General features: G+C 63.6%; 19 protein-coding genes. 4 read left to right on the top strand and 15 right to left on the bottom strand.

Annotated features, from left to right (window positions below):
• Positions 1–212: 212 nt before the first annotated feature.
• From H0194_RS02080 to H0194_RS02145, 14 genes are all read right to left on the bottom strand, one after another.
• Entirely contained in the window at positions 213–956 is a 744-nt protein-coding gene (locus tag H0194_RS02080) for a cell division protein FtsQ/DivIB (protein WP_185176231.1), read from the bottom strand.
• Positions 957–961: 5 nt separating this feature from the next.
• The gene (gene murC / locus H0194_RS02085) at positions 962–2452 is read right to left on the bottom strand and encodes a UDP-N-acetylmuramate--L-alanine ligase (protein WP_185176824.1); all 1491 of its coding nucleotides are present in this window, start codon (positions 2450–2452) and stop codon (positions 962–964) included.
• A 172-nt stretch (positions 2453–2624) separates the two neighbouring features.
• The gene (gene murG, locus H0194_RS02090) at positions 2625–3701 is read right to left on the bottom strand and encodes an undecaprenyldiphospho-muramoylpentapeptide beta-N-acetylglucosaminyltransferase (protein ID WP_185176232.1); all 1077 of its coding nucleotides are present in this window, start codon (positions 3699–3701) and stop codon (positions 2625–2627) included.
• A gap of 10 nt (positions 3702–3711) precedes the next feature.
• Entirely contained in the window at positions 3712–5259 is a 1548-nt protein-coding gene (locus H0194_RS02095; RefSeq protein WP_246389007.1) for an FtsW/RodA/SpoVE family cell cycle protein, read from the bottom strand.
• Between the two features lie 27 nt (positions 5260–5286).
• Positions 5287–6732, bottom strand: a complete 1446-nt coding sequence (gene murD / locus H0194_RS02100) for a UDP-N-acetylmuramoyl-L-alanine--D-glutamate ligase (RefSeq protein ID WP_185176233.1) — start codon at positions 6730–6732, stop codon at positions 5287–5289.
• Positions 6733–6832: 100 nt separating this feature from the next.
• Positions 6833–7942, bottom strand: coding sequence for a phospho-N-acetylmuramoyl-pentapeptide-transferase (gene mraY, locus H0194_RS02105; RefSeq protein WP_185176234.1), 1110 nt, complete (start codon positions 7940–7942; stop codon positions 6833–6835).
• 30 nt (positions 7943–7972) lie between these two features.
• Complete coding sequence (locus tag H0194_RS02110; protein WP_185176235.1) at positions 7973–9502, bottom strand: UDP-N-acetylmuramoyl-tripeptide--D-alanyl-D-alanine ligase; 1530 nt, start codon at positions 9500–9502, stop codon at positions 7973–7975.
• Between the two features lie 7 nt (positions 9503–9509).
• A complete protein-coding gene (locus tag H0194_RS02115) occupies positions 9510–11084 on the bottom strand; it encodes a UDP-N-acetylmuramoyl-L-alanyl-D-glutamate--2,6-diaminopimelate ligase (protein WP_185176236.1) in 1575 nt (524 codons plus the stop codon).
• Positions 11085–11190: 106 nt separating this feature from the next.
• Positions 11191–13113 (bottom strand): peptidoglycan D,D-transpeptidase FtsI family protein, encoded by a 1923-nt coding sequence (locus tag H0194_RS02120; RefSeq protein WP_185176826.1) that lies wholly within the window; start codon positions 13111–13113, stop codon positions 11191–11193.
• Between the two features lie 214 nt (positions 13114–13327).
• A complete protein-coding gene (gene ftsL / locus H0194_RS02125) occupies positions 13328–14236 on the bottom strand; it encodes a cell division protein FtsL (protein ID WP_185176237.1) in 909 nt (302 codons plus the stop codon).
• A complete protein-coding gene (rsmH, locus tag H0194_RS02130; RefSeq protein ID WP_185176238.1) occupies positions 14233–15243 on the bottom strand; it encodes a 16S rRNA (cytosine(1402)-N(4))-methyltransferase RsmH in 1011 nt (336 codons plus the stop codon). Before rsmH ends, ftsL begins: the two co-directional genes overlap by 4 nt.
• 177 nt (positions 15244–15420) lie before the next feature.
• The gene (mraZ, locus tag H0194_RS02135) at positions 15421–15855 is read right to left on the bottom strand and encodes a division/cell wall cluster transcriptional repressor MraZ (RefSeq protein ID WP_185176239.1); all 435 of its coding nucleotides are present in this window, start codon (positions 15853–15855) and stop codon (positions 15421–15423) included.
• 557 nt (positions 15856–16412) lie between these two features.
• Positions 16413–16844, bottom strand: coding sequence for a DUF3040 domain-containing protein (locus tag H0194_RS02140; RefSeq protein WP_185176240.1), 432 nt, complete (start codon positions 16842–16844; stop codon positions 16413–16415).
• Positions 16845–17037: 193 nt separating this feature from the next.
• A complete protein-coding gene (locus tag H0194_RS02145) occupies positions 17038–17475 on the bottom strand; it encodes an SAV_6107 family HEPN domain-containing protein (protein WP_185176241.1) in 438 nt (145 codons plus the stop codon).
• Positions 17476–17661: 186 nt separating this feature from the next.
• Here H0194_RS02145 and H0194_RS02150 point away from each other — a divergent pair, with 186 nt between their 5' ends.
• The 3 genes from H0194_RS02150 to H0194_RS02160 are packed head-to-tail and all read left to right on the top strand — an operon-like array spanning position 17662 to position 20982.
• Positions 17662–18237 carry a GNAT family N-acetyltransferase gene (locus H0194_RS02150; RefSeq protein ID WP_185176242.1) on the top strand — a complete coding sequence of 192 codons (576 nt, stop codon included), beginning with the start codon at positions 17662–17664 and terminating at the stop codon, positions 18235–18237.
• Positions 18209–19432: a polyprenyl synthetase family protein gene (locus H0194_RS02155; protein ID WP_185176243.1), complete on the top strand. Its 1224-nt coding sequence runs from the start codon at positions 18209–18211 to the stop codon at positions 19430–19432. Before H0194_RS02150 ends, H0194_RS02155 begins: the two co-directional genes overlap by 29 nt.
• A gap of 2 nt (positions 19433–19434) precedes the next feature.
• A complete protein-coding gene (locus H0194_RS02160) occupies positions 19435–20982 on the top strand; it encodes an alpha-(1->6)-mannopyranosyltransferase A (RefSeq protein ID WP_185176244.1) in 1548 nt (515 codons plus the stop codon).
• On the opposite strand, the gene H0194_RS02165 is transcribed toward H0194_RS02160, so the two are convergent.
• A complete protein-coding gene (locus H0194_RS02165) occupies positions 20979–21356 on the bottom strand; it encodes a helix-turn-helix domain-containing protein (RefSeq protein WP_185176245.1) in 378 nt (125 codons plus the stop codon). The genes H0194_RS02160 and H0194_RS02165 overlap by 4 nt on opposite strands.
• A gap of 56 nt (positions 21357–21412) precedes the next feature.
• On the opposite strand from H0194_RS02165, the gene H0194_RS02170 reads away from it, so the two are divergent.
• A complete protein-coding gene (locus tag H0194_RS02170) occupies positions 21413–22798 on the top strand; it encodes a protein kinase domain-containing protein (RefSeq protein ID WP_185176246.1) in 1386 nt (461 codons plus the stop codon).
• The last annotated feature ends 10 nt before the right edge of the window (positions 22799–22808 follow it).

Below are 22808 nucleotides of genomic sequence, written 5' to 3' on the forward strand. Positions count from 1 at the left end.
TCAAACGAGGATGTTGTACCCACCATCATGATTGACACGCGTGTAATTTAGCGGTTCATTTTGCCGCGTGTCTTTACCCTCAACCTTTACTTTAGGGTTATGAGCTGGGAAAACACCGCAGTACACAGCCCTTGACACCCGCTTTACCCACCGGATAACTCAGCCGAAAAAAATCAGAAATCGCGGACCACACACGCCGCTGGGCGTGGCGGCTATTTCTTGGTCACCATTTCTGGGTTGGTGATGTTCCAATCCTTGCCGCGCATCTTGAGCACAGTGTCCATCGCCGCGGCCTTAGCTTCGTTATTGTCATTGGCGCCCCACACGACGGAACGGCCGTCTTTGAGGTGGAAAACATATTTGTAATCGCCTTCGACTTCCAAACGGTCAACCTTGGCCCGTACCTTCTCACTCACCGCGGCGAGAATCGCCACAGCGGAGGCGCGCTGCTTCTCCCCTTTCGCGGCGTCGCCGTCCAGCCCAGCGATCTCCACTGCACCCTTGGGAGGGGCGGCAATCACAAACTCATTGCCGTGAGAATCGATGAGTCTATCGCCGTCCCGACTCTTCACGAAGGCCACGACCTCGCGCTCGGTGACTTCGATGCTGAGCGTCGACGGCAGCGCCCGATCGACGGTCACCGACTGGACCCACGGCACCTTCGCCACCGACCGCGCGGCGGCGTTAGTGTCAACATGCAGGAGGTTCGCACCCTCAGGGACCTGCGCGGCCTCCTGGATCTCTTCAACTGTGGCGATGTTGTTGCCGGTGACCTTGTACTCACGCACAGTGAAGACGGGCGCCATATACAGCACGGCACCGGCGATCAGCAGGAGGGCGAGCACCCCGGCGATGATCGCGACGATCTTGCGGCCGTTGCGGCGCTGCCCTTCTTGTGCGGCGACTTCCTTGCGGCGCGCCGCCACCCGAGCCTCAAAGTGCGAGTTGGTGGTCATAAGTCTTAGCGAGCTCCCTCGTCCCCATCGGCGCCAACGCTGCCGTCGGATTCCGCGAGCGTGTCAAGCTCTGCGAGGATTTCTTGCGCCAGCATCGTCACGGTGCCCGCGCCCATCGTGATCACCAGGTCACCGGGCTGGGCCAACCCGGCTACGGTCGTCGGGGCTGTCGCGAAGTCGGGCTCGTAGACCACTGCGACGTCGTCGGCCATACGGTCGGTGATGATCCGGGAGCTCACGCCCTCCACCGGCTGCTCTCGGGCACCGTAGATGTCCAACACCACCACGGCGTCAGCAAGCGACAATGCAGCGGCGAACTCCTCGGCGAATTCAATGGTGCGGGAGTATAAGTGCGGCTGGAAGCACGCGATGACCCGCGCGCCCTCCCCCTCGGCGTTAACCTTCTCACGGGCGGCGCCTAGCACCGCATTGACCTCCGTGGGGTGGTGCGCGTAGTCGTCGTACACGCGAATGCCAGCAGGGCTGGTGCCGCGGTACTCAAAACGGCGGCGCACACCGGTAAACTCTCCGAGCCCCTCGGCCACGGCGATGGGCTGACCACCCGCGGCAATACCCGCCAGCAGCGCGGCCAAGGAGTTAAGAACCATGTGGTGACCCGGCGTGCCCACGGTATAAGTGACGTCAATGGTTTCGTTGTTCGCCTCGCCGGACTTTCCCGCCTCGCTGCTCTCGCCACGCAACGGGGCCAAACGCAGGGACGCGGTCACCGTGGTGCCGGCGGCGGAGACGTCCTCGGAGTCCAGTCGAGCGGCCAGGGGGATCTCCGGGTACTGGGCCGCCGCCTGTGCGGAACCGTAGCCCACCACGCGCTCCCCCCGAGCGATGGCGCGCTGGCCCAGCCGAGCCGTGTTCGAGTCCTCCAAGCACACGATGAGCACGCCATTGTTGTCCGCCACTCTGGCAGCGAAGTCATCAAAGACCTGGAAATACGCCTCGTGGGTCTTGAAGTAGTCGAGGTGGTCGGGCTCGATGTTGGTCACCACCGCCACGTCAGGGCGGTAGCGCAGCAGCGAGGCGTCGGATTCGTCCGCCTCGGCCACGAAAGCATTGCCGGTGCCGTGGTGTGCGTTGGTGCCGGCGCGGTTGAGCTGCCCACCAATAGCGAAGGAAGGGTCCTCCCCCGCGGCCTGCAGTGCGCTCACGGTCATGGATGTGGTGGATGTCTTGCCGTGGGTGCCGGCCAGCAACACCTGGGTGCAGCCCTCCATGATGTCCGCCAGCAGGTCAGAGCGCCGAATAACCGGGATGTCCTGTTCCTTGGCGGCCACCAGCTCCGGGTTGTCTTGCGGGATCGCGGCAAACGAGGTGACCACCACGGTGGGCAGCTCCCCGGCGAGCGACAGGTTCGCGGCATCGTGGCCCACGGCAACCTGCGCGCCCATGGAACGCAGCACTTCCACCGGGGTGGAGTCCACCATGTCAGAGCCAGTCACCACGGCGCCGCGCGCCACCATGATGCGCGCCAGGCCAGACATTCCTGCGCCGCCGATGCCAATGAAGTGGACGCGAGCCAAATCGTAAGTCACGTGAGGTATCCCTTTGCCGTTTAAAATCTTAAGAATATAGGTTGTTGCGATGTAGGTTATTGCGTTGTGAAATCGTGTTGTGCGCACGCCCCGCGGCGCCCGCTGCGCGAGGAGGCTGCCGCTATGTGCGGATGTCGGCGATGATGCGCTCCGCGATGACCGCGGCGGCCTCGCCCACGCCGTTGCGCGCGGCAGCTCCCGCCATCGTCTCCGCCACGCCACCGTCGCCGATGATCTTCAGAACCTCTTCCACCAGACGGGAAGGATTCAATTCCGCATCGGGCACCATGACCGCGGCACCAGCCTCCACTACTTGCTTGCAGTTCAACGCCTGCTCGCCGTTGCCGTGCGGCAACGGGACGTACACCGCAGGCAGCCCCGCGGAGGTTACTTCCGCCACCGTCATCGCACCCGAGCGGCAAACGATCATGTCCGCCACCGCCAGTGCCGCCGCCATGTCATCGATATACGGCACGCCGTGGTAGTGCTCATGCTCCAGCGGCTTGGTGTTCTTCTTGCCGTAGGCGTGCAGGATCTGGAATCCCGCCTCCACGAGCTCCGGCACGGCGCCGGACACGGCCTTGTTGATGCTTTGCGCCCCCTGGGAGCCGCCGGTAACCAGGATGACCTTGCGCTCCGAGTCCAAGCCCCACTGCTCCTGGGCGCGGTGGCGGGCGCTGCCGTCCGGGTCGTGGCCCAGGCCCGGGCGCACGGGGATGCCCACGACGTCGCCAGGCATGCCCGACTCCTTCTGGGCGTTAAAGCCCACGCCACCCAATCGCACGCCGAGCTTGTTGGCCATACCGGCCAGCGCGTTGGTTTCCAGCACGTAGAACGGCAAGCCCAACGAACGCGCCGCCAGGTAGGCCGGTGCGGACACGTAACCACCGGTGCCGAAAACCGCATCCGCACCCACGTCTTTCAAGATCTCGCGGGTCTCGCGGACGGAGCTCAGCACCTTCCACGGCACGGCGAACAGTGCCGGGGAGGGCTTGCGCGGGATCGGAACCGGGGTAATCATCCGCAGGTCTACGCCGCGGGCCGGAATGATGTCGGATTCCAGTCCCTTCGTGGTACCGAGGGCGGTGATGCGCGCCCCGTGCTGGGAGGCAAGGACTTCGCCGACGGCGAGGGCAGGCTCAATGTGGCCAGCGGTGCCACCACCTGCGATGACGACGCTGGGGGAAGATGTAGTCATGGCCTTTACGCTACCAGCGCTGTCCCCGGTCATCGCGGAACTGCGCGCGGGAGCGTCGAGAAGTTACCGGGCGCCCGTACTCTTCCCGGCCGCCGCGAGCAGAACGGCTCCCACGTGCCCCACGGGCGGTGCGCTGCCCGCGCGTGTCCCTGTCGCCGGATCCAGGGCCCCGGCGACGCTGTGGTGCATGCCTGTCGACGTCGGCGGGCCGGTCACCCCGCACCTCACCGCGGCGACCGCGGGCCCGGGAGCCAGCCGACTGCGCTGGGCGCGGCTCCGGGATAAAGAAAAGGCGGTCAAACAGTGGGCGGCCGTAGTTTTGCATGGCCGAGATGTTCTCCGGTTCGTGGCGCGCCACCGAGGCGAGTAGCCCCATTGAGGTAATCGTAATGATCGCCGAGGTACCGCCCGCGGAGATCATCGGTAGCTGAATACCGGTCACGGGCAGCAGGCCCACCACGTAGCCGATGTTGAAGAAAGCCTGCGACACGACGCCCGCGGTGAGCGTTGCAGCCAGGAGCGCCTGGAATTGGGTTTGGGCGCGCGAGGCCGTGCGAATACCAATCCATCCCAGCCCGCCGAACAAGATGACCACGAGTGCCGCGCCCCACAGGCCCAGCTCCTCGCCGACGATGGCGTAGATAAAGTCGTTCTTGGCCTCCGGGAGATAGAACCATTTGGCGCGGGACTGGCCGAGGCCCACGCCGGACACGCCGCCGTCGGCAAGCGACAAAAAGCCCTGGTAGGCCTGGAAGCCGGTGCCCTGAGTGTCCTCGATATTGCCGCGCAGGGCATCGAAGTAGGTGTGGAAACGATGCGAGCGGAAGCCGCCGCCCAGCAACAGGCCCACCAGTCCCAGCGCGCCGAGGAAGAAGATGAGTGCCAGCGCCCGCCAGTCGAAGCCAGCGAAGAACATGGTGAGCACCACGACGACCGCGAAGGAGGCCGCCATGCCAACGTCGCCCTCCAAAATGATGAGCAGGAACATCGCGCTGGCGATATAGCCGTAAATGGCGAATGGATCCTTGAAGGACAACCGCGCCTGCTTGCGGTCAGCAAGTACCGCCGCACCGTAAATACCCACGGTCACGCGGGCAATCTCCGACGGCTGTAGGGACAGCGGACCGAGAACAATCCACGACTGTGAGCCCACTTCCTCACGGCCGGTGCCAATGCCCGGAATGAGCACGAGCACGAGCAAAAGGATGGAAATACCCAGCAACCAAGGCACTGCTTTGCGGATAAACGACGGCCGCAGGCGCAGCATCATCACGAAACCGATGAAGCCCGCAAACACCATGATGGATTGCCGCAGGGCCTGCGCCCATAGGCTGGTGTTTTCTGCCAGTGACCAGGTCATAGAGGCGGAATACACCATAGCCAGGCCGATACCCACCAGCAGGAAGATGATGATGCGGAGCATCAAATAGTCAAAACCCGGGCGTTGGCGGACGTAGTCCCAGGTGCTGGCGACATTACTGAGGAACCCGCGTCGGGGCGCCGCTTGTGACTGCGGCGTACCGCCTTGCGGGGAGCGGTTCGTTGTTGGTGCGCTCAATGCGTTCTCCCTGCCTCGCCTGGGTTTTTATGCCAATGCGCGTGCGGACGCAGCAAAAAGATCGCCACGCTGCGCCATGCCCGTGTACATATCCAACGATGCACCAGCCGGTGCCAAAAGCACGGTATCCCCGGCTTCGGCGTGTTGCGCTGCGTGCTTGACGACGTCGTCCATGGTCCCGGCGGGCTCCGTGCCCTCCACCACCACGACCGGCACGTCCGCCGCGGCCGCGGCGACGGCAGCGGCGACGAGTTCGCGGTCTAGTCCAAAGGCAACGACGGCCTTGAGTTGGTGGGCATGCGCCCGCAGTTCCGGGACCACGTCTGCGCCCTTGAGCTGGCCACCGGCGATGAGCACGACGTTGTCGAGCCCGCCGAGAGCAGCGCCCATCGCGTGCGGGTTGGTGGCCTTGGAGTTGTCGATGTAGGCCACGCCATTGATATTCGCCACGACCTCGCCACGGTGGCCCGCGACCTTGTACGCGGCCAGGCCTAAGGCGATCTCCTCCGGCGTGGCGCCTGCCTGGCGGGCGATAGCCGCGGCCGCCGCGGCGTCCAAAGTCCCCGCGCGCCCCGGCGGCTCAATACCTGCGACGCTGCACAGCTGAAGGTCTTGACCAGTGGAACGATCCACCAGCGTGGCATCGACGACCCCGACGTTGCCTGCCTCCGGGGCGGTGTCACTAAAGCGCACCACGCGCGGGGCCAAGGTGCCTGCTTGCTGCAGGCGCTCGCATTCCGCGACGACGGCGGCGTCCTCGCCCACCACCGCCACGGCTCCGGTCAAGGCCTTGGCCTTTGACGCGGCGTAGTGGCCAAAGCTGCCGTGCCAGTCTAGGTGGTCATCGGCCAAGTTGAGCAGCGCGCCCACGTCCGGGGTCAGCGTGGAGGACCAGTGCAGCTGGAAGCTGGAGAGCTCCGCAGCGAGTACGCTGATGCGCTCGGGAGATTCCAGGGCGTCGAACAGCGAGACCCCGATGTTGCCCACCGCAGCGGCCGTGTCACCGGTGCGCACCGCAGCCTGCTCCATCATGGACGCCAACATGCCCGTGGTCGTGGTCTTGCCGTTGGTGCCGGTGACCACGAGCCAAGTGCGCTGCGGGCCAAAGACCTCCGCGCGGTCGAGCCGAAAGGCCAGCTCGACGTCACCGATGACCTCGATGCCCGCGCCCTGTGCGGCCACGAGCAGTGGCGAGTCTGGGCGCCAGCCCGGCGAGGTCACTACCAGGGAGTAGTCTGCTACCCCACCGGCGATAAGTACCTCCGGATCCGCAGTGGATACTCCCAGTTCCGCCGCGACGGTCTCGCGGGCCTCGGCGCTGCCGTCGGCCACGGTGACCCGAGCCCCAAGCGAAGAAATAAAACGCGCGCAGGCCTTACCGCTTACGCCGGCACCAGCGACCAAGATGTGTCCTGAGAGCACCTGCGTTGCGGTGGCCTTATCCGCCGCAGCGACTCCAGCGTTGGGTTCCATGCAGTAATCCTTCTTTCACATCTGCATCGCGGCTGCAGTCGCGGTGCTTAATACATTTCAGACCGGGCTAAAAACGGAGAACGGAGAACGGACAACAGCGTTACAGAAGCGAGGCGTCGGTGGACATGAGCCACTCGCTGTAGAAGATAGCCGCGCCGGCCAAGGCCGCCATGGCTGAGAGCAGCCAGAAGCGAATGACCACCGTGGTTTCCGCCCAGCCACCGTTTTCAAAGTGGTGGTGGATGGGTGCCATGCGGAAGAAGCGCTTACCGGTGGTACGAAACACAATGATCTGGATGACCACAGAGGCCGCCTCGATCACGAACAGGGCGCCGATGACAATCATGAGCAGCTCCGTGCGGGAGGTCACGGACAGACCTGCCACCAGGCCACCGAGTGCCAGGGAGCCGGTATCGCCCATGAAGATCTTCGCCGGCGCCGCGTTCCACCACAAGAAGCCAAGGCAGGCGCCCAGACCGGCTGCGGAGAGAATCGCCAAGTCGAGCGGATCGCGCACCTGGTAGCAGCCGGCGGTCACTTCTTGCTCACAGGAGTTGCGGAACTGCCAGAAGGTCATCACCGCGTAGGTGCCCATCACCATCGCGGTCGCTCCAGCCGCGAGGCCGTCGAGCCCGTCGGTGAGGTTGACCGCGTTAGACCACGCAGCGATGAGGATGTACATGAACGCCAGGAAGATGATGATGCCAATGACGCCGCCCCCGATGGCGATATCGAAGGTGTCAATGTCGCGGAGGAAGGACAGGTGCGTGCTGGCCGGGGTGATGCCACGGTCATCCGGGAACTGCAGCACGAGAATGCCGAATGCCAGCGCCAGCGCGGCCTGCCCGATCAACTTGGCCTTCTTATTCAGACCCAGGTTGCGTTCCTTGAACAACTTAATGAAGTCATCCAAGAATCCCAGGAGGCCCAGACCCAGAGTCAGTCCCAGGACCAACAGACCCGACACGGTGAAGCCACCGCGGCCGGTGGCCATTCCCCAGATATTGACGGACGCATAGGCGACGACAATGCCGGCGATGATGGCCAGACCACCCATCGTCGGGGTGCCCCGCTTACGCAGGTGGGATTGCGGACCGTCTTCGCGGATCTCCTGGCCCTTGCCGGAGTCCGAAAAATAGCGGATCAGCAACGGTGTAGTGAAGATAGCTACGAGGAAGGCAACGATTCCCGCAACGATAATCTGCGTCATGTTTGTCAAGCTACTTTCTAGTTCTATCCACTATTCACCGTGAAGCAAGGCGTCTGCCACCCGCCACAGCGCATCCGAATTGGAGGCTTTGAGCAGCACGACGTCCTTGGCGTCCTGGTTTACCCAGTCTTGGGCACCGGCCGGTGGCTGAGCAACGATGTCGTCCACTATGGCCGCGGCCTCATAGACATCGCGAGCAAGTTTAGTTGATACGCCATTAATTTCAGCCTTCGCCACCATGGCGCGCACGTTTTCACTATCGCCAACGGCGATGAGATGGTTAACGTTGTACTTGGCCAATTCCACGCCGACTTGTTCGTGCGAGGTCAGAGCGTCGCTACCAAGCTCCGCCATCTCGCCCAACACCGCGATGGAACGCGCATCCCTGCGCGCGGCGGTAGTAAAGGCGAGCGCGGCGACGGCCGCGCGCATCGAGTCCGGGTTGGCATTGTAGGAATCATTGATGACCGTTAGTCCGTCCTTGCGCGTGACCACGTCCATGCGGTGGGCGGAGGCATTCGTGTGGGCATTGAGTGCCGCCGCCACCTGCTCTACCGGAATTCCGGACTCCATGGCCACGGCTACTGCTGCCAACGCGTTGGACACCTGGTGAGCACCAAAGACCTGGAGGGTCACTGGGACCGGGGCGTTGCCCGGCGTATGCAAGCTAAACGACGCCCGCGCGACATCATCGAGTTCAATATCGGTGGCGTAGTAGGACGCCCCCGAGGCAGGCGGGTTGGATGCAGAATAGGTCACCGCCCGCGCCGTGGTACGCGAGGCCATCGCGGCGACGAACGCGTCGTCGGCGTTAAGCACGGCGACGCCGCCCTCTGCGGCGTCGGGAAGCGCTTCCACGAGCTCGCCCTTGGCCTTAGCGATGTTCTCTCGGGAGCCGAACTCGCCGAGGTGCGCCGTGCCGACGTTGAGGACCACGCCGATGGACGGGGTCGCGATCGACGCCAGGTGGCGGATGTGTCCGATGCCGCGGGCGGACATTTCCGCCACGAGGTACTTCGTGTTCTCGTCCGCACGCAACGCGGTATAGGGGTGGCCGATCTCATTGTTGAAGGAGCCCGGGGGCGCGACGGTCTCGCCATCGGTGCGCAGAACGGTGGCCACCAGGTCCTTCGTCGACGTCTTTCCCGCCGAGCCGGTGATCCCGACGATGCTCAGGCCCTTGGCCGCCAGATTGTGGGTGACGTGGCTGGCGATCTTGCCGAGCGCTTGCACGACCGCGGCGGCGGACCCGTCTTCGTCGTGGGCGTAGATATCAGCGTTCGCGCCGTCGCCGGTGGGCTTGCCCACGGGCTCGACGACGACGGCGGGCACGCCCACCTCACGGGCGGCGAGCACCGCCACGGCGCCCTGTTTTACGGCGGTGGCTGCGAAGTCGTGCCCGTCCACCTTGGCGCCGGGCAGCGCGATAAACAGCCCTCCCGGGGTAATCTTGCGGGAGTCGAATTCGGGGAAAGCGGTGACCACTGCCTCAGGGTCCGTTACGTCGGCGAGGCGGCCACCGGTGATGTCGGCCAGTTGGTTGAGGGTCAATTCAATCATGAGGAACCTACTTTTCGCTCTCGTCCGTTGCCAGGCGTTGTTGAAGTGCGCGGGAAAGTTCTTCTCGGTCGTCGAAGTGGTGAGTCACGGTGCCTACGATCTGCCCGACCTCGTGGCCCTTGCCCACCACAATAACCGCGTCACCCGGCTGCGCCCAGGCAACCACCGCATCGATGGCAGCCGCGCGGCTGCCCTCCTCCACAATCTCCACCTGGTGGCCGGTCGCCCCGGCCTTCTCGGCGACCTCACGGGCACCGGCGATGACGGCGGCGCGAATTGCCGCGGGGTCCTCGGTGCGCGGGTTGTCATCCGTCACCACCACGTAGTCCGCGCGCTCGGCGGCCGCGGCGCCCATGATGGGGCGCTTGGAGGAGTCGCGGTCGCCGCCGGCTCCCACCACGATGCCGATGCGGCCGCCTTGCCCGGCGTTATCCAGCTGCTCACGCAAGGTGTCCAGCACCGCCGCGACGGCCGCGGGCTTGTGCGCGTAGTCCACGACGGCGATAAAGCCTTGGCCTTCGTCCACGCGCTGCATGCGTCCAGGCACCGCGACCTGCGAGAGGGCCTGGGTAAAGTCCTGCGCGTCCACGCCCACGGCCGCAACCATGGCGGTCGCCACGGCGGCGTTAGCCACATTGAAATCCCCCGGCAACGGCAGATCGAACTCCCACTCTGCGTCGCCGACGCTCAAGGCCACGCGCTGCTCGCCGGTGGGCTGAGTAGAGACCATGCGGGCGCTCACCCCTGCATTGACCGCGTGGCCGCTCCCCTTGGTGGCAACGCAAGTCGCGCCGTCGACCTCGTCGGCCAAGCGCTGGCCCCACTCGTCGTCCACACAGATAACTGCCTTGTCGGCGGCCACGGGGCCGTCGACAAGCTTCTTCTTCGCCTGGAAATAGTCCTCCATGGTGGGATGGAAATCCAGGTGGTCTTGGGACAAGTTGGTAAATCCGCCCACCGCGAACTGAGTCCCCTGCACGCGCCCCAGCTCGAGCGCGTGGGAGGATACCTCCATGACCACGTGGCTCACGCCGGAGTCCAGCATCTGCTTGAACAGTTCCTGCAGGCGCGGTGCCTCCGGCGTAGTCAGCGAGGTCGGCACCGGTTCCCGATTGATCCGCGTACCGGTGGTACCGATGAGGCCCACGCTGTGCCCTGCGGCCAGGAGCCCTTCCTCGATGAGGTAGCTCGTGGTGGTTTTACCTGAGGTGCCGGTGACGCCGAGAACGGTCAGTTCCCGGGTGGGATGCCCATAGATTTCCGCGGCCACATTGCCGAGTATCGCGCGAATATCTTCCACCACGATGACCGGGCGGGTCTCCCCAGCGGCTTTCAGCAGTTCGAGGCCTGCCTCATCAGTGAGGATGGCCAGCGCCGGGGTGCCGGCGGCGTAGCGTGCCCCGTGCGAGCGGGTGCCCGGCAGTGCCGCGAAGATCGAATCCTCGCGGAGCGCTGAGGAGTCCAGGCTAATGGAACCGACCGCTACGGCTCCGTGCTTATCGACGTCCTCGGTCGACGCGGCGTCGGCAAGCGCCAAGCGGCCCTGCGCCAGTTCCGCGAGGTGAGAGAGTGTAGTAGTCATATCGTTCCTTATTCTCAGGTCAAGCTATTGTTCGGTGCAATCTCAAACTAATAATGCTATTCAGTTCTCAACCGTGTTCTTAAGGTGGCGCGGGGCCACGCAAGGCTTATTGCTTGCGCAGCACCAGCGGCTCCTTGACCGGCTGGGACGGCGGAATGTTGTCACGCGAGAGCAGCCACGAAGCGATGTCCTTGAACAACGGCGCGGTGGACTGACCGCCCTGGCCGTCGTCACCCACGCCGGACTTCGGGTCATCGAGCACGATGGCCACCACGAACCGAGGATCATCGGCTGGGGCGATGCCAGCGAAGGTAATCCAGTACTCGGAATTGGAATACGCGCCAGTCTTCTCATCGACCTTCTGCGCGGTGCCCGTCTTGCCCGAGAGTTGATAGCCCTCAATATTGTTTCCAGAGGCGGTACCGTTTTGAATCCCTGCCGGGTCATCCTGGAAGATCGCACGGAACATGTTGACCACTTCCTTGGCGGTCTTTTCGCTTACCACGCGGGTCTTCTTCGCGTCGGGGCCCTTGGTGTCCTCTGACTTGGCGGAGGTCTCCTTGTCGGAATTCTCGTCATTATCGCCCGCATCAGTGGGGCCCGTATGCTCGCCGATGGACTTCACGATGCGCGGCTCAATGCGCTCGCCGCCATTGGCAAGTGTCTGATACACGCTGGCCATCTGTAGGGTGGTCCAGGACATACCCTGGCCGATGGGCAGGTTGGCGAAGGTGCCTCCGGACCACTGCTCCTGTGCGGGCACCAGACCCGAGGACTCGTTCGGCAGCTCCACGCCGGTGGTCTGCCCCAGGCCGAACGCCTTGAGGTACTCGTCATACTTCTTCTCCCCCAGCTTCTCCGCAAGCATCAAGGTGCCCACGTTGGAGGACTTACCGAAGATGCCCGTGGTGGTGTACGGCTCGACGTCGTGCTGCCACGCGTCAGCGACGGTCACGCCGGCCATCTCCTTCTTGCCAGGGACCTGGTGCACCTCGGTCGGGGTGGTCTTGCCCTCCTCGATGGCTGCCGCTGCGGTGATGATCTTGGCCACCGAGCCGGGTTCGTACGGGTGCGAGATGGAGCGGTTTTCGAAGTGCTTACCCTTCTCCAGCTGCTTCTCAATGTCTTCGTTCGGATCGATGGTCCCGGTATTGGCCATCGCGAGGATCTCGCCGGTGGCGGAGTCTAGGACTACGGCTTCACCCGACTTCGCCTTGGAGTTAGCACGCGCCTTTTCCAGCTTCTGTTGCACGAAAGCTTGCAGATCCAGATCAAGGGTCAGCTGCACATCCTTGCCGTCGACGGCGGGCACCACGTCGCGCAGCGAGCCGGGGATGACCTGTCCGCTCACTGCCACATCCTCGGTGGAACGACCATCAATACCGGTGAGCTTCGCATCGCCGGAGGCCTCGAAGCCGAACTGGCCCTGGCCGTCCATCGACACCTTGCCCACCACGTTCTCCGCAATGGCGCCGTTCGGGTACTGGCGAATATCTTGGTGGTCCGCAGCGACGCCATGGTAGGTTTCCGCGATGGTCGCGGCGACATCCGGGTCCACGTTACGCACCAGCACCTCGTACTGAGTGTCTGCCTTGAGCTTGTCCATGATTTCCTTGGGCTCGACGTCCCCGGAGGCCGCACCGGAGTCCGCAATGGCCTTGGGGATTCCCTCCGCCATCTCATCCAGACGCTGCTGGACGCGCTCATCCAACTCCTTGTTGAGGGCATCGCCTTCCACCGGTTTGTCGGACATCTCAATCTCGAGCTTCTCCTGCTCCCGGAGTTCCTTGCGCAACAGCGTCGGCGACACGGTCAGCGAGCGCGCCTGCATGGTGTAAGCCAGTCGACGCCCCGACGTGTCAGTGATTTCGCCGCGGCGCGCAGGTTCGACGTAGACCCGGGAGCGCTGCTCTTGGGCTTTGGCCGACAGCTCGTCTCCCCACACCACCTGAACGAGGAATAAACGCCCGATAAGCAAAGCGACGATGAGGAACACGATGGCTCCGGCGAACTTCAACCGGCCACGCATGACGGCGTGCTGCGTCACCGCGGTTGACCGCGGTCCGCGGGGTGCTTTCTGCGGCGACGGAGCCCGCCGACCTGCGGGTCGACGGGCTGGGGCGCTGCGCTGGTTGCGGCCACTCCGGCGCTCATTAGCCATGATGGGATGGGCTCTCCTGCCGTAGTCGAATCAGAATGTACACAATTACCCCTCATTGTTACGCGCTGCCAGCGCAAAGGGGCTATTCCGACACGCTTGGCGCGTAAGGAAGGTCCTGTGATTGCTCCCCCGCTCGCTGGCGGTTTGCTGAGTTATCGCCGTTACCACGGGAGGAGTTGTCGCCGCGGGAGGCGCCACTTTCTGCCGGGCGCTCGCTCGAGCCACGGTTGCTCTGCGGGATAGCAGATACCTCATCTGAGACGTCGCCGGTATCCTCCGGGTCACTCGAGGCCTTGCCCGGACGGATCGGGGCACCGTTAATGTCCACGATGCGATCAGTCTCCGGAGTGGCCTGTCGCTTCACCTGGACCTTGCCGTCCTTACCTTCAGCAACAATGCCCGGGTTGGTGGGGACTGCCAGCCCGTTTTCGGAAGCGCGGCGCACAACATCTGCGGACGAGCGCACGTTTTCTAGGTCGCGGTTCAAGGTCTCGATCTGGTTGTCTAACTGCTTTTCCTGGCTCGCAAGGTTCTGAATCTCAAAAGTCTGAATGGTGGACTGGCCCGACAGCCACATCGCCATCACCACACCACCGATAAGCAGCGCCAAGGAAATGAAGGACAACCGCGGTAGCTTCGAGTTCGCCTGGATCGGTGCCGTACGGCGCCCACGGACGCTCACTACCTGCTTGGAGCCTAGGCGACCCCCACCGCGCCGGTCCCGACCACCGTCCGGCCGGCCTGTTCGCCGCACAGGGCGATCGGTGCGCGACGGACGCTCCGGCGCCGACGGCGCGAAGGCGGAGGTTACCCCATCACTCACATGGCGACGCGAAGCTCGACTTTCGGTGTGCGCCCCACGCTCCAAGAGGGCAGTGCTGGCGCTGGAATCGTGGCCGGTGGTGAAATCTCTACTTGCGCCCATGGTGCGCTGTCCCTTCGCATCGTGTTGTGGGTGTAAGCGGTCGGTGTATCGATGTGTGGTGGTCATGCCGCACCCCCAGCGGGGAGAATGCGTTCAATGGCACGGACCCGGACGGAGGCCGCCCGGGAATTTTCCGCAATCTCATCCTCGCTGGCTTTCTCAGCGCCGCGAGTGACAATGGAGAATTCCGGCTCCGTCCCCGGCAGGTCCATCGGTAGGCCCGCCGGGCTTTTCGACGCCGCCAGTTCGGCAAAGGCATGCTTGACTAAACGGTCCTCCAAGCTCTGGTAGCTCATGAATACCGCGCGGCCGCCAACGGCCAACTCTCCCGTGATGACGGGAAGTACCTGCTCGATGGCCTCTAGCTCACGGTTGACCTCGATGCGCAGCGCCTGGAAAGTGCGCTTCGCCGGGTGCCCGCCGGTGCGGCGCGACGCCGCCGGGATGGTGGCATACAGCAGCTCCACCAGGCGCGCGGAGGTAGAAAAAGGCTCCTTGTCCCGCTCACGGAGAACGGCCGAGGCGATCTTGCCGGCGAATTTCTCGTCGCCGTAGGTCTTCAAGATGCGGGCTAAGTCCCCGTGCTCGTAGGTGTTGAGCACGTCCGCTGCGGTGAGTGGCTGGGAGGCGTCCATGCGCATATCGAGCGGGGCGTCCGTGCGGTAGGCAAAGCCGCGATCTACCTGGTCCAGCTGCATAGAAGAGACCCCGAGATCAAAAAGCGCGCCGGCCAGCCCGTGCTGCTGTGCCCGCGCCGCGATGGGCGAATCAGAGCCCTCGACCTCGCGCCACACGTCGTCGAAACGTGCGTTGATAGGTAAGAATCTGTCGGCGAACGGTGCGAGCCGCTCGGTGGCTTTGGCCAGCGACGCACTATCGCGGTCCACGCCGATGATGGATACCTCAGGGAAGGTCTGGAAGAAATACTCGGTGTGTCCACCCGCACCCAGGGTGCCGTCAACGATAACGGCATTGGAGCCAAGCTTCTCGACGCCCGGGGTCAACAGCTGAGCCATACGATCGCGCATGACGGGAACGTGGCCGTGGTTCGCCGCAATGTCGAAGTTGTCCATCTGTCCCCCTTTCCCGAAGTAGCTGCTTTCATCCCAGTGACGCCAAGAGTGCGTATAGGGCTCCGTCCGAAACCGCTTCTGATGTCGGGGAAGTACACCAGCGCGCGGTCTCGAACGAAGTCCGTACACACACTCTCTAGTTCTTTATTCACACGACGGGCCCTGTGGTGCGACGGCTTATAACAGCCCCGCGAGAACGTCGTCTGCATCGGCCGCCGAGTAGGCGTCCTCTGTCTCGTTCTGGTACGCGGTCCAGGATTCTGCATCCCAGATCTCAAGAAAATCCACCGAACCAATGACTACGCATTCCTTGGAAAGGTTGGCGTACTCGCGGTGTGCAGCCGACAGCGTGATGCGCCCGTTTCCGTCTGGCCTTTGCTCATCCGCACTGGCAGCCAGGTTGCGGATGAAGGCGCGAGCCTTCGGGTTGGTGCGCGAGACCGCAGCCGCCTTACGTGCACGTTCTGCGAACTCTTCACGCGGATAGACCGCTAAGGAGTGGTCCTGCCCTTTGGTCACCATCAATCCCCCGGCCAGTTCATCCCTGAACTTCGCAGGCAACGTCAGGCGGCCTTTGTCGTCGAGCTTCGGAGTGTAGGTTCCGAGAAACATCCCGGCGAACCCCTTTCCTTAACTCGATTCCACGGGCGTGTGAATTGTCCTTGCGATACAGAAGCGATCAGATCACCTCTCCACCGCTACGCCCCACTATAACCCACTTTCCCCCACCAGCACCACCACAACACCGCCCAAAACCTAATTTTCACCACAAAATCGCAGGCCACACACGAAAAAATTTGTGGGTGGAAATCCCCAACCACCCCTTGACAGCCCTCTTACACACGCCAAAATAGCCCCTCCAGACACTTCCCCCACTTATGCCCCATAGGGCAAAATAGCGATTTTCTCCCCCTCTATCCCCGGACCAACTGGGCTTTTCACCTCCACACGCCACCTAACGCCAGCCCCACAACCTCCCCTCCAACCCCATCCCACACCGAGTGGGGCAAAGTGGGGAATTTCAGTGGGGCGAAGTGGGGAATTTCGGAAAGGGCACCATGGGCCCAGTGCGAGGCACCGTGAAAACGCCAAAGCCCCTCCTCGTCACCAGCTCAAAAGCTAGCTACGAGAAGGGGCGAAATCTAACGGCTTACGTTAGCCGCTGGCGCCTAGCGTTCGTCGAACCTGCGGCGGAAGTTTTCCTCCATGCGATCCCCGAAGCTGGAGCCGCCACCAGAAGTCCGGCCACCACGGCTCCGGCCGGAATCCTGCGACGCAGAAGTAGAGCGCAGACGCAGCGACCCGCCCGCCGAGTCACCTCGGCCGCCTTGCAGCATCCAGATGCAGGCGCCGAACATGACAAGGAAGCCGACGATGGACAAGGCTACGAACCACAGACTCTGCTGCGCAAGTGCTACACCGCCGATAAGCATGACCAGGCCGACGACCACGAGAGCAACACCACGCAAGGTGATGCGTCCGCCGGAGTAGTCCCCGAAACTCGACCCTCCAGCAACCGAGGCACCGAACTTAGGGTCCTCTGCGAGCAGGGACGCCTCCATTTCACGAAGGGTCCGCAGCTCCTGCTCTGATAGCGACACTGTTCCTCCAAAGTACGTTTAGGGCATTTATTCGTGGCGTGCTGCCGTGCCTTTTCTCACCGCGCTCGGTGTCTTTCACACTAATACAACGCACCAGGAAGCCATAAAGTTCCCTCCACCCTACGTACCGGCCTTACCGGCAGCAAACGCGAGTTTCCGGCACAGCCCACGGAGCAATCGCACCACCTTGAAGCTACGCCGCGAAATCCGCTGCGCCGCCGGCGTGATCAACCTCATCAATAAACGCCGCCGTCAGCGCCATCAACTCACGCGCCTTCGCCGCATCCACGTCAACGGTCAGGCCACTTAACAGACGCGAACGCATCCGGGAGTAGCCGCGGAACTTGTCCGCCCATTCCTTCTCCGCCACACCAACCATGGCCAGCCGGTCCCACGCACTGGACGGCAGGCGCTTCCGCTTAGCCAGGGGCGAATCTGCAACCCGCGCGCCCGCGCAACGAAGCGCAGCCTGGTAGGCAGATTCCACAGCGGCATCCACCTTTCCGTGAAAGATGTGGTTACGCGCGTCATTCATGAGGTGGTACGCACTGTTAAGATAGGACTGCTTCCGTCCAGCCGCCCCAGAAGGGCGACCAGCGAACTTGGTAGTGGCGGAAATGACGGTAGCCATGATGACTGGCCGCTCCTTTCTAATCTTCCTCGAACGTCTCTGTCGTTCCTTTCGACACCCCTAACCTAGAACACCCTGCAGACATCACCCCCTCCCGTCTCGAACACCTTTTCGAACAACGTGTGACTTTGCCGCTCCCTGCATGTTTTCCTGCGTGAGAGCGTCGCGTTTGGTTCCATAGAAGATGTGACCGTTACCCTTCGCCGACTGACCCCCATCGAATTCAGCATGCTGACTCCCCTGTTGGTGGAGATCTATATTGAAGCGATGGGTTATCCGCGGGAGAAATATCTCGACCGCGCGCACGCCTGGAAGGGCGAGACCATGCGTCCCGGCTTTACCGCTGTCCTCGCTGAAGACGAATCAGGGGCGCTGGGCTTCGCCTATGGCTTCATCGGGTCCCGTGACACCTGGTGGGACAAACAGGTGCGTCGCGGCTTCGACGAACGCGGAGGCGCCACCGAGTCCCAGGAAAAAGTCATGCAGGACTACTTCGAGGTCGCTGAGATCCACGTGCTCCCCTCGACCCAGGGCCGCGGCATCGGCCGCCAGCTACTACACGGTTTGTTGTGGAACCAGCCCAGTGCCTTCGCAGTACTGTCCACCCCGGAAGTTCCAGGGGAATCCAATCCCGCGTTCCACCTCTACCGCTCGTTCGGCTTCTTCGATCTCCTCCGCTTCCTGGAATACCCCGCGGACACCCGCTCCTTTGCCATCCTCGCCCTAAATCTGCATGACTTCCAGCGCCCCAATCGCGCCTGAACGCCCCCGAACCCGCCTCACTGTCCACCACCCTCCCCGTCGTGCCCGTCACAGTGCGGGTCCGGGGTATCCTGAGCACGTGACTAACTCAGATTTCTCCTCCTACCCCAGCAACCTCGAGGCCGTTCCAGAGCACGTGCATCGCGTGCTTTCGGATTTTTTCCACGCCCGCAATGCCGAGGTAGCAGAAATCGGCACCCCGGTCAGCGAGGCCATCGCCCACCTCGAGGCCTTCGTCCTTGGCGGCGGCAAGCGCATCCGCCCTCTGTACGCGTGGGCAGGTTTCGTCGGCGCGGGCGGCCTGGGCGGCACGCACGGTGCAGCGGAAGATCCCGCGGCCATGCTGCGGGCGGCGGCGTCGCTGGAGTTTATCCAGGCGTGTGCCCTGATCCACGATGACATCATCGATGCCTCCGACACCCGGCGCGGCAACCCAACGGTCCACCGCGCTGTAGAGCAGCATCACCGCGACCAGGGCTTGCGTGGCGACGCTTCGACTTTCGGCGAGTCCATGGCCATCCTCATTGGCGACATGGCGTTGGTGTGGGCGGAAGACCTCTTTCAAGACTCCGGCCTGAGCCCCGCCGCGCTGCAGCGCTCCCGCGACGCCTGGCGCGGGATGCGTACGGAGGTCATCGGCGGACAGCTGCTGGACATTTCTCTCGAGGCCACAGGTTCCGAGTCCGTAGAGTTGGCCAACGCAGTAAACCGCTACAAGACGGCCGCATACACCATCGAAAGGCCTCTGCACTTGGGAGCCGCCATCGCCGGGGCGGACGAGCGCACCATTAAGGCTTTCCGCGGTTATGGCCGCGACATCGGTATCGCCTACCAGCTGCGCGATGACGAGCTGGGGGTCTTCGGCGACCCCGCCATCACTGGCAAGCCCGCCGGAGACGATCTGCGTGAAGGCAAGCGCACGGTCATGTTTGCCCTCGCGCTGCAGGGCGCGGAAGACAAAGACTCCGCAGCCGCCGCCTTGCTGCGGGAGAACATTGGCGCGACCGATGACCCCCAGCTCATCGCGGAAATGACACGCATCATTGCGGAATCCGGGGCCCGTGAAGCCGTGGAAGAACGCATCACCACGCTCACGGAGTCGGGACTGGCGCACCTGCGCGAGGCGGACATCGACGATTCCGTGACCGCCACGCTGGAGCAGCTGGCCATCAAGTCCACCGCGCGAAAGATGTAGCAATGCCTACCCCGCCGCCCTCTTTGACCCCTCCTGACGCCGCTGCGCAGCAGCGCCCCACCGAGATACGATCCTATCGCCTGCCTGATCCGTTCCTCCTCGGCATCGTCGGGTCCGTCATCCTCGCTCTGTCGTCCTTCGGCGGCGGCGCCTCGCGCAACCGCGGCGGCATCTTGGACGCCTGGAACATCGGCGTCCTCGCCTTTGGCCACGGCCGCAACATCATGATGTTCCTCTTTTGGGTGGGCCTGTTCCTCCTGGTGGCCGCGTGGATCCTGGCAGGGTACCAACTGTTCGTCGAAAAGCGCGGCGTCAACGTCCACCGCCTGCTCCTGGGATGGCTCACCCCGCTCGCCTTCGCCGGGCCTTTGGCCTCGCGGGATGTCTATTCCTACCTCATGCAGGGAGCGATGGTGCGCGACGGCTTCGATCCCTACTCCGAGGGCGCGACCGTCAACCCTGGCCCCTTCTTGCTCGAGGTTTCCCACGACTGGCGCAATACGACCACGCCGTACGGCCCCCTGCACTTGTGGGTGGGCGAAGGCGTCACGACGATCGTGGGCGACAACGTCGCGCTCGGCATCATCGTCTACAAGATAATCTCCCTCGCCGGCTTTGCGATGATCACGTGGGCCGTGCCGCGTCTGGCCCGCGCGCTCGGCGGCGACGAGAAACTGGCCCTGTGGTTATCGGTGGCCAACCCGGTGCTCATCCTGCACCTGGTGGGCGGCATGCACAACGAGTCCATCATGGTGGGGCTCGTCAGCATCGGGCTGGTGATGATCCTCCGCCACGATGTCCTAGGCTGTGCCGGCGGCTTGGCTCTCATTGGGCTGGCCGTCGCGTACAAAGCAACCGCCTTCATTGCAGTCCCTTTCGTGGTGTGGATTATGCTCAACCACCTCGCGCCGCGAGAAGCCTCCTCGGTGGCGCAGCGCCTCGGCGCTTTCGTGGTGGCCGGCTTCATTGCCGTGGCTGAGATTATTGCCGCGGTGGCGGCGGTGACGTGGATGTCGGGGTCATCGTGGGGCTGGATTTCGGAGATCTCCGGCAACTCCAAGATCATTAACCCCTTGGCGGTGCCTACTCTCCTCGCGGACAGCGTAGTCCCTATCGCTAAGGTTTTTAACCCCGAGTTTTCCTATAACCAGACCTTGAGCTTCTTCCGCGGGATCTTCGTTGTATTGATGCTGGTGGGCCTGGTGACGGTGTGGTGGTTGTTCCGCAAGAATGACCGCGAGGCCATTGCCGGCACGGCGGCCGCGTATCAAGTGGCCTTCCTGTTCAACTCGGTGACCCTGCCGTGGTACTACGCCTCGGTGATTACCCTGCTGGGGGTGTTCTCCCCATCGCGCCTGGTCACCAAGATTGCGGTGGGTGCCTCGGTATTTTTGGCGCTGGCTTTTTCCGGCGACGGCAACCACCAGCTTTACAACTGGTGGTGGATCATCGGAACGGTCGCACTGGGTTGGTGGGCCGCGGAAACTCTCTTCCCCCACCCCGCCGCCGACGAAGCACCCGCGAGCTCTGCAAAGACTGCCGCGGCTTAGAAGGCCATCGCCTGAGCGCGGCGGATGACCTCACGGGCCAGATGGCCGTGCAGGGCGTCGATAGGCCGACCCGGCAGAGAGTCATCGGCGGTGAACAGGTAGCGGAAGATGTCTTCGTCGTCGTACCCGCCATCAGTCAAAACAGTGATGGTGCCGCTCACAAATTTGTTGATGGCACCCTTGTCGTTAAAGAAGGATTCAGGAACCACGCGAACATTGTTGACCTTCCAGGCCAACATCTTGCGAGCATTCAGCAGGTCGTGCACGCGGGTCACCGCGATGCCGAGCTTATCCGCCACCTCGGGGAGATTGAGAAGCGTTTCCTCGGCGAGCAGCTGCTCAACTGATACTGGGGTTTCGTCGAAATTAGTCACGACACCCACTCTAGTGGTTTGGCATCGCGTGACGTTTTTCGACCATACTAGAAAGCATGTCTCACACGACCGCGGGAAAACCCAGTGCCATTGGCGACGTCTTGGACGGCCGCTACCGCATCGATCACCCGATCGCCCGCGGCGGCATGTCCACGGTCTACCGCTGTGTGGACGAGCGCCTGGGCCGCGCGGTAGCGGCCAAGGTGATGGCGGAGCGCTACCAGGAAGACCCGGTCTTCCTCAACCGCTTTAAGCGGGAGGCGCGCGCCATGGCGCAGTTGAACCACCCCAACCTGGTGAACGTCTACGACTTCTCCACCTCTGGCGATGACGTATTCCTCATCATGGAGCTCATCACGGGCGGTACCTTGCGCGAGCTTCTGGCGGAGCGCGGCCCCATGCCGCCGCATGCCGCGACCGCAGTGATGCGGGCGGTGTTGACTGGCTTATCAGTCATCCACGCCCGCGGGCTCGTGCACCGCGACATCAAGCCGGATAACGTGCTCATTAACGGCGACCACCGGGTCAAGCTGGCGGACTTTGGCCTCATCCGGGCGACGAGCGCGTCCACGCATTCCACCGACTCCATCGTGGGCACGGTGTCCTATATTTCCCCGGAGCAGGTCTCGGGCGAGGACATCACCCCGGCCAGCGATGTGTACTCCGCCGGCGTAGTCTTCTTTGAGTTACTGACGGGCACCACCCCGTTTAGCGGTGACACTCCTCTCGCGCACGCCATGGCGCGGTTGGAGAACGATGTCCCTGCCCCGTCGTCGCGCATCGAGGGGGTGCCGAAGCTTTTCGACGCCCTCGTAGCCTCAGCGACCGCACGGGACCCCGAGGAGCGTTTCCCCGACGCCGGTCAATTCCTCGCAGCGCTTGACGACGTCGCGGCGGAGCTCGAGCTCCCAGCGTTTACCGTGCCAATCCCGCGCAATTCGGCGGCGGCGCGCACCGCGGCGGTGCCCACCGACCTCCCGCCCCTGGGGGAAAACACCACGGAGCTGCACGCTGCCCCACAGGACGAGAGCACCACGGTTCTCCCGCCCGCACAGCCCCCGCTGCATGAGACCCGGGTGTTGAGCTTTCAGGAACCAGAACCAGAGCCCGAAACGGTGCCCGAGTCTGATCCGGTCCGCGAACCTCAGTGGGAACCGCGACCGGAGCGGCAGACCGCGTATCGTCCAGACAATCGCGAGACACACATGTTTCCCGCGGCGGATTCCCGCGCGGTACCACAGCAACCCGTCCCGGCGCCGATCCCTGCGCCTGCCCCGGCGCGCTCTGCTACGACGGAGCCGCCGGAGAAGGTACTCAGCAACCGCTCCGGCGTGAAGTTCCTGCTCTTCCTCGTCCTCGTCGCCGTGATCGTGGGCGCCGTGGCCGTGGCCGCCTGGTGGTTCGGTTCCGGCGCCTACGGCCAATACCCGCGGTTGTTCTAGTTGCGCGGGT

The sequence above is a fragment of the Corynebacterium incognita genome (assembly GCF_014217255.1).
Classification (GTDB): domain Bacteria; phylum Actinomycetota; class Actinomycetes; order Mycobacteriales; family Mycobacteriaceae; genus Corynebacterium; species Corynebacterium incognitum.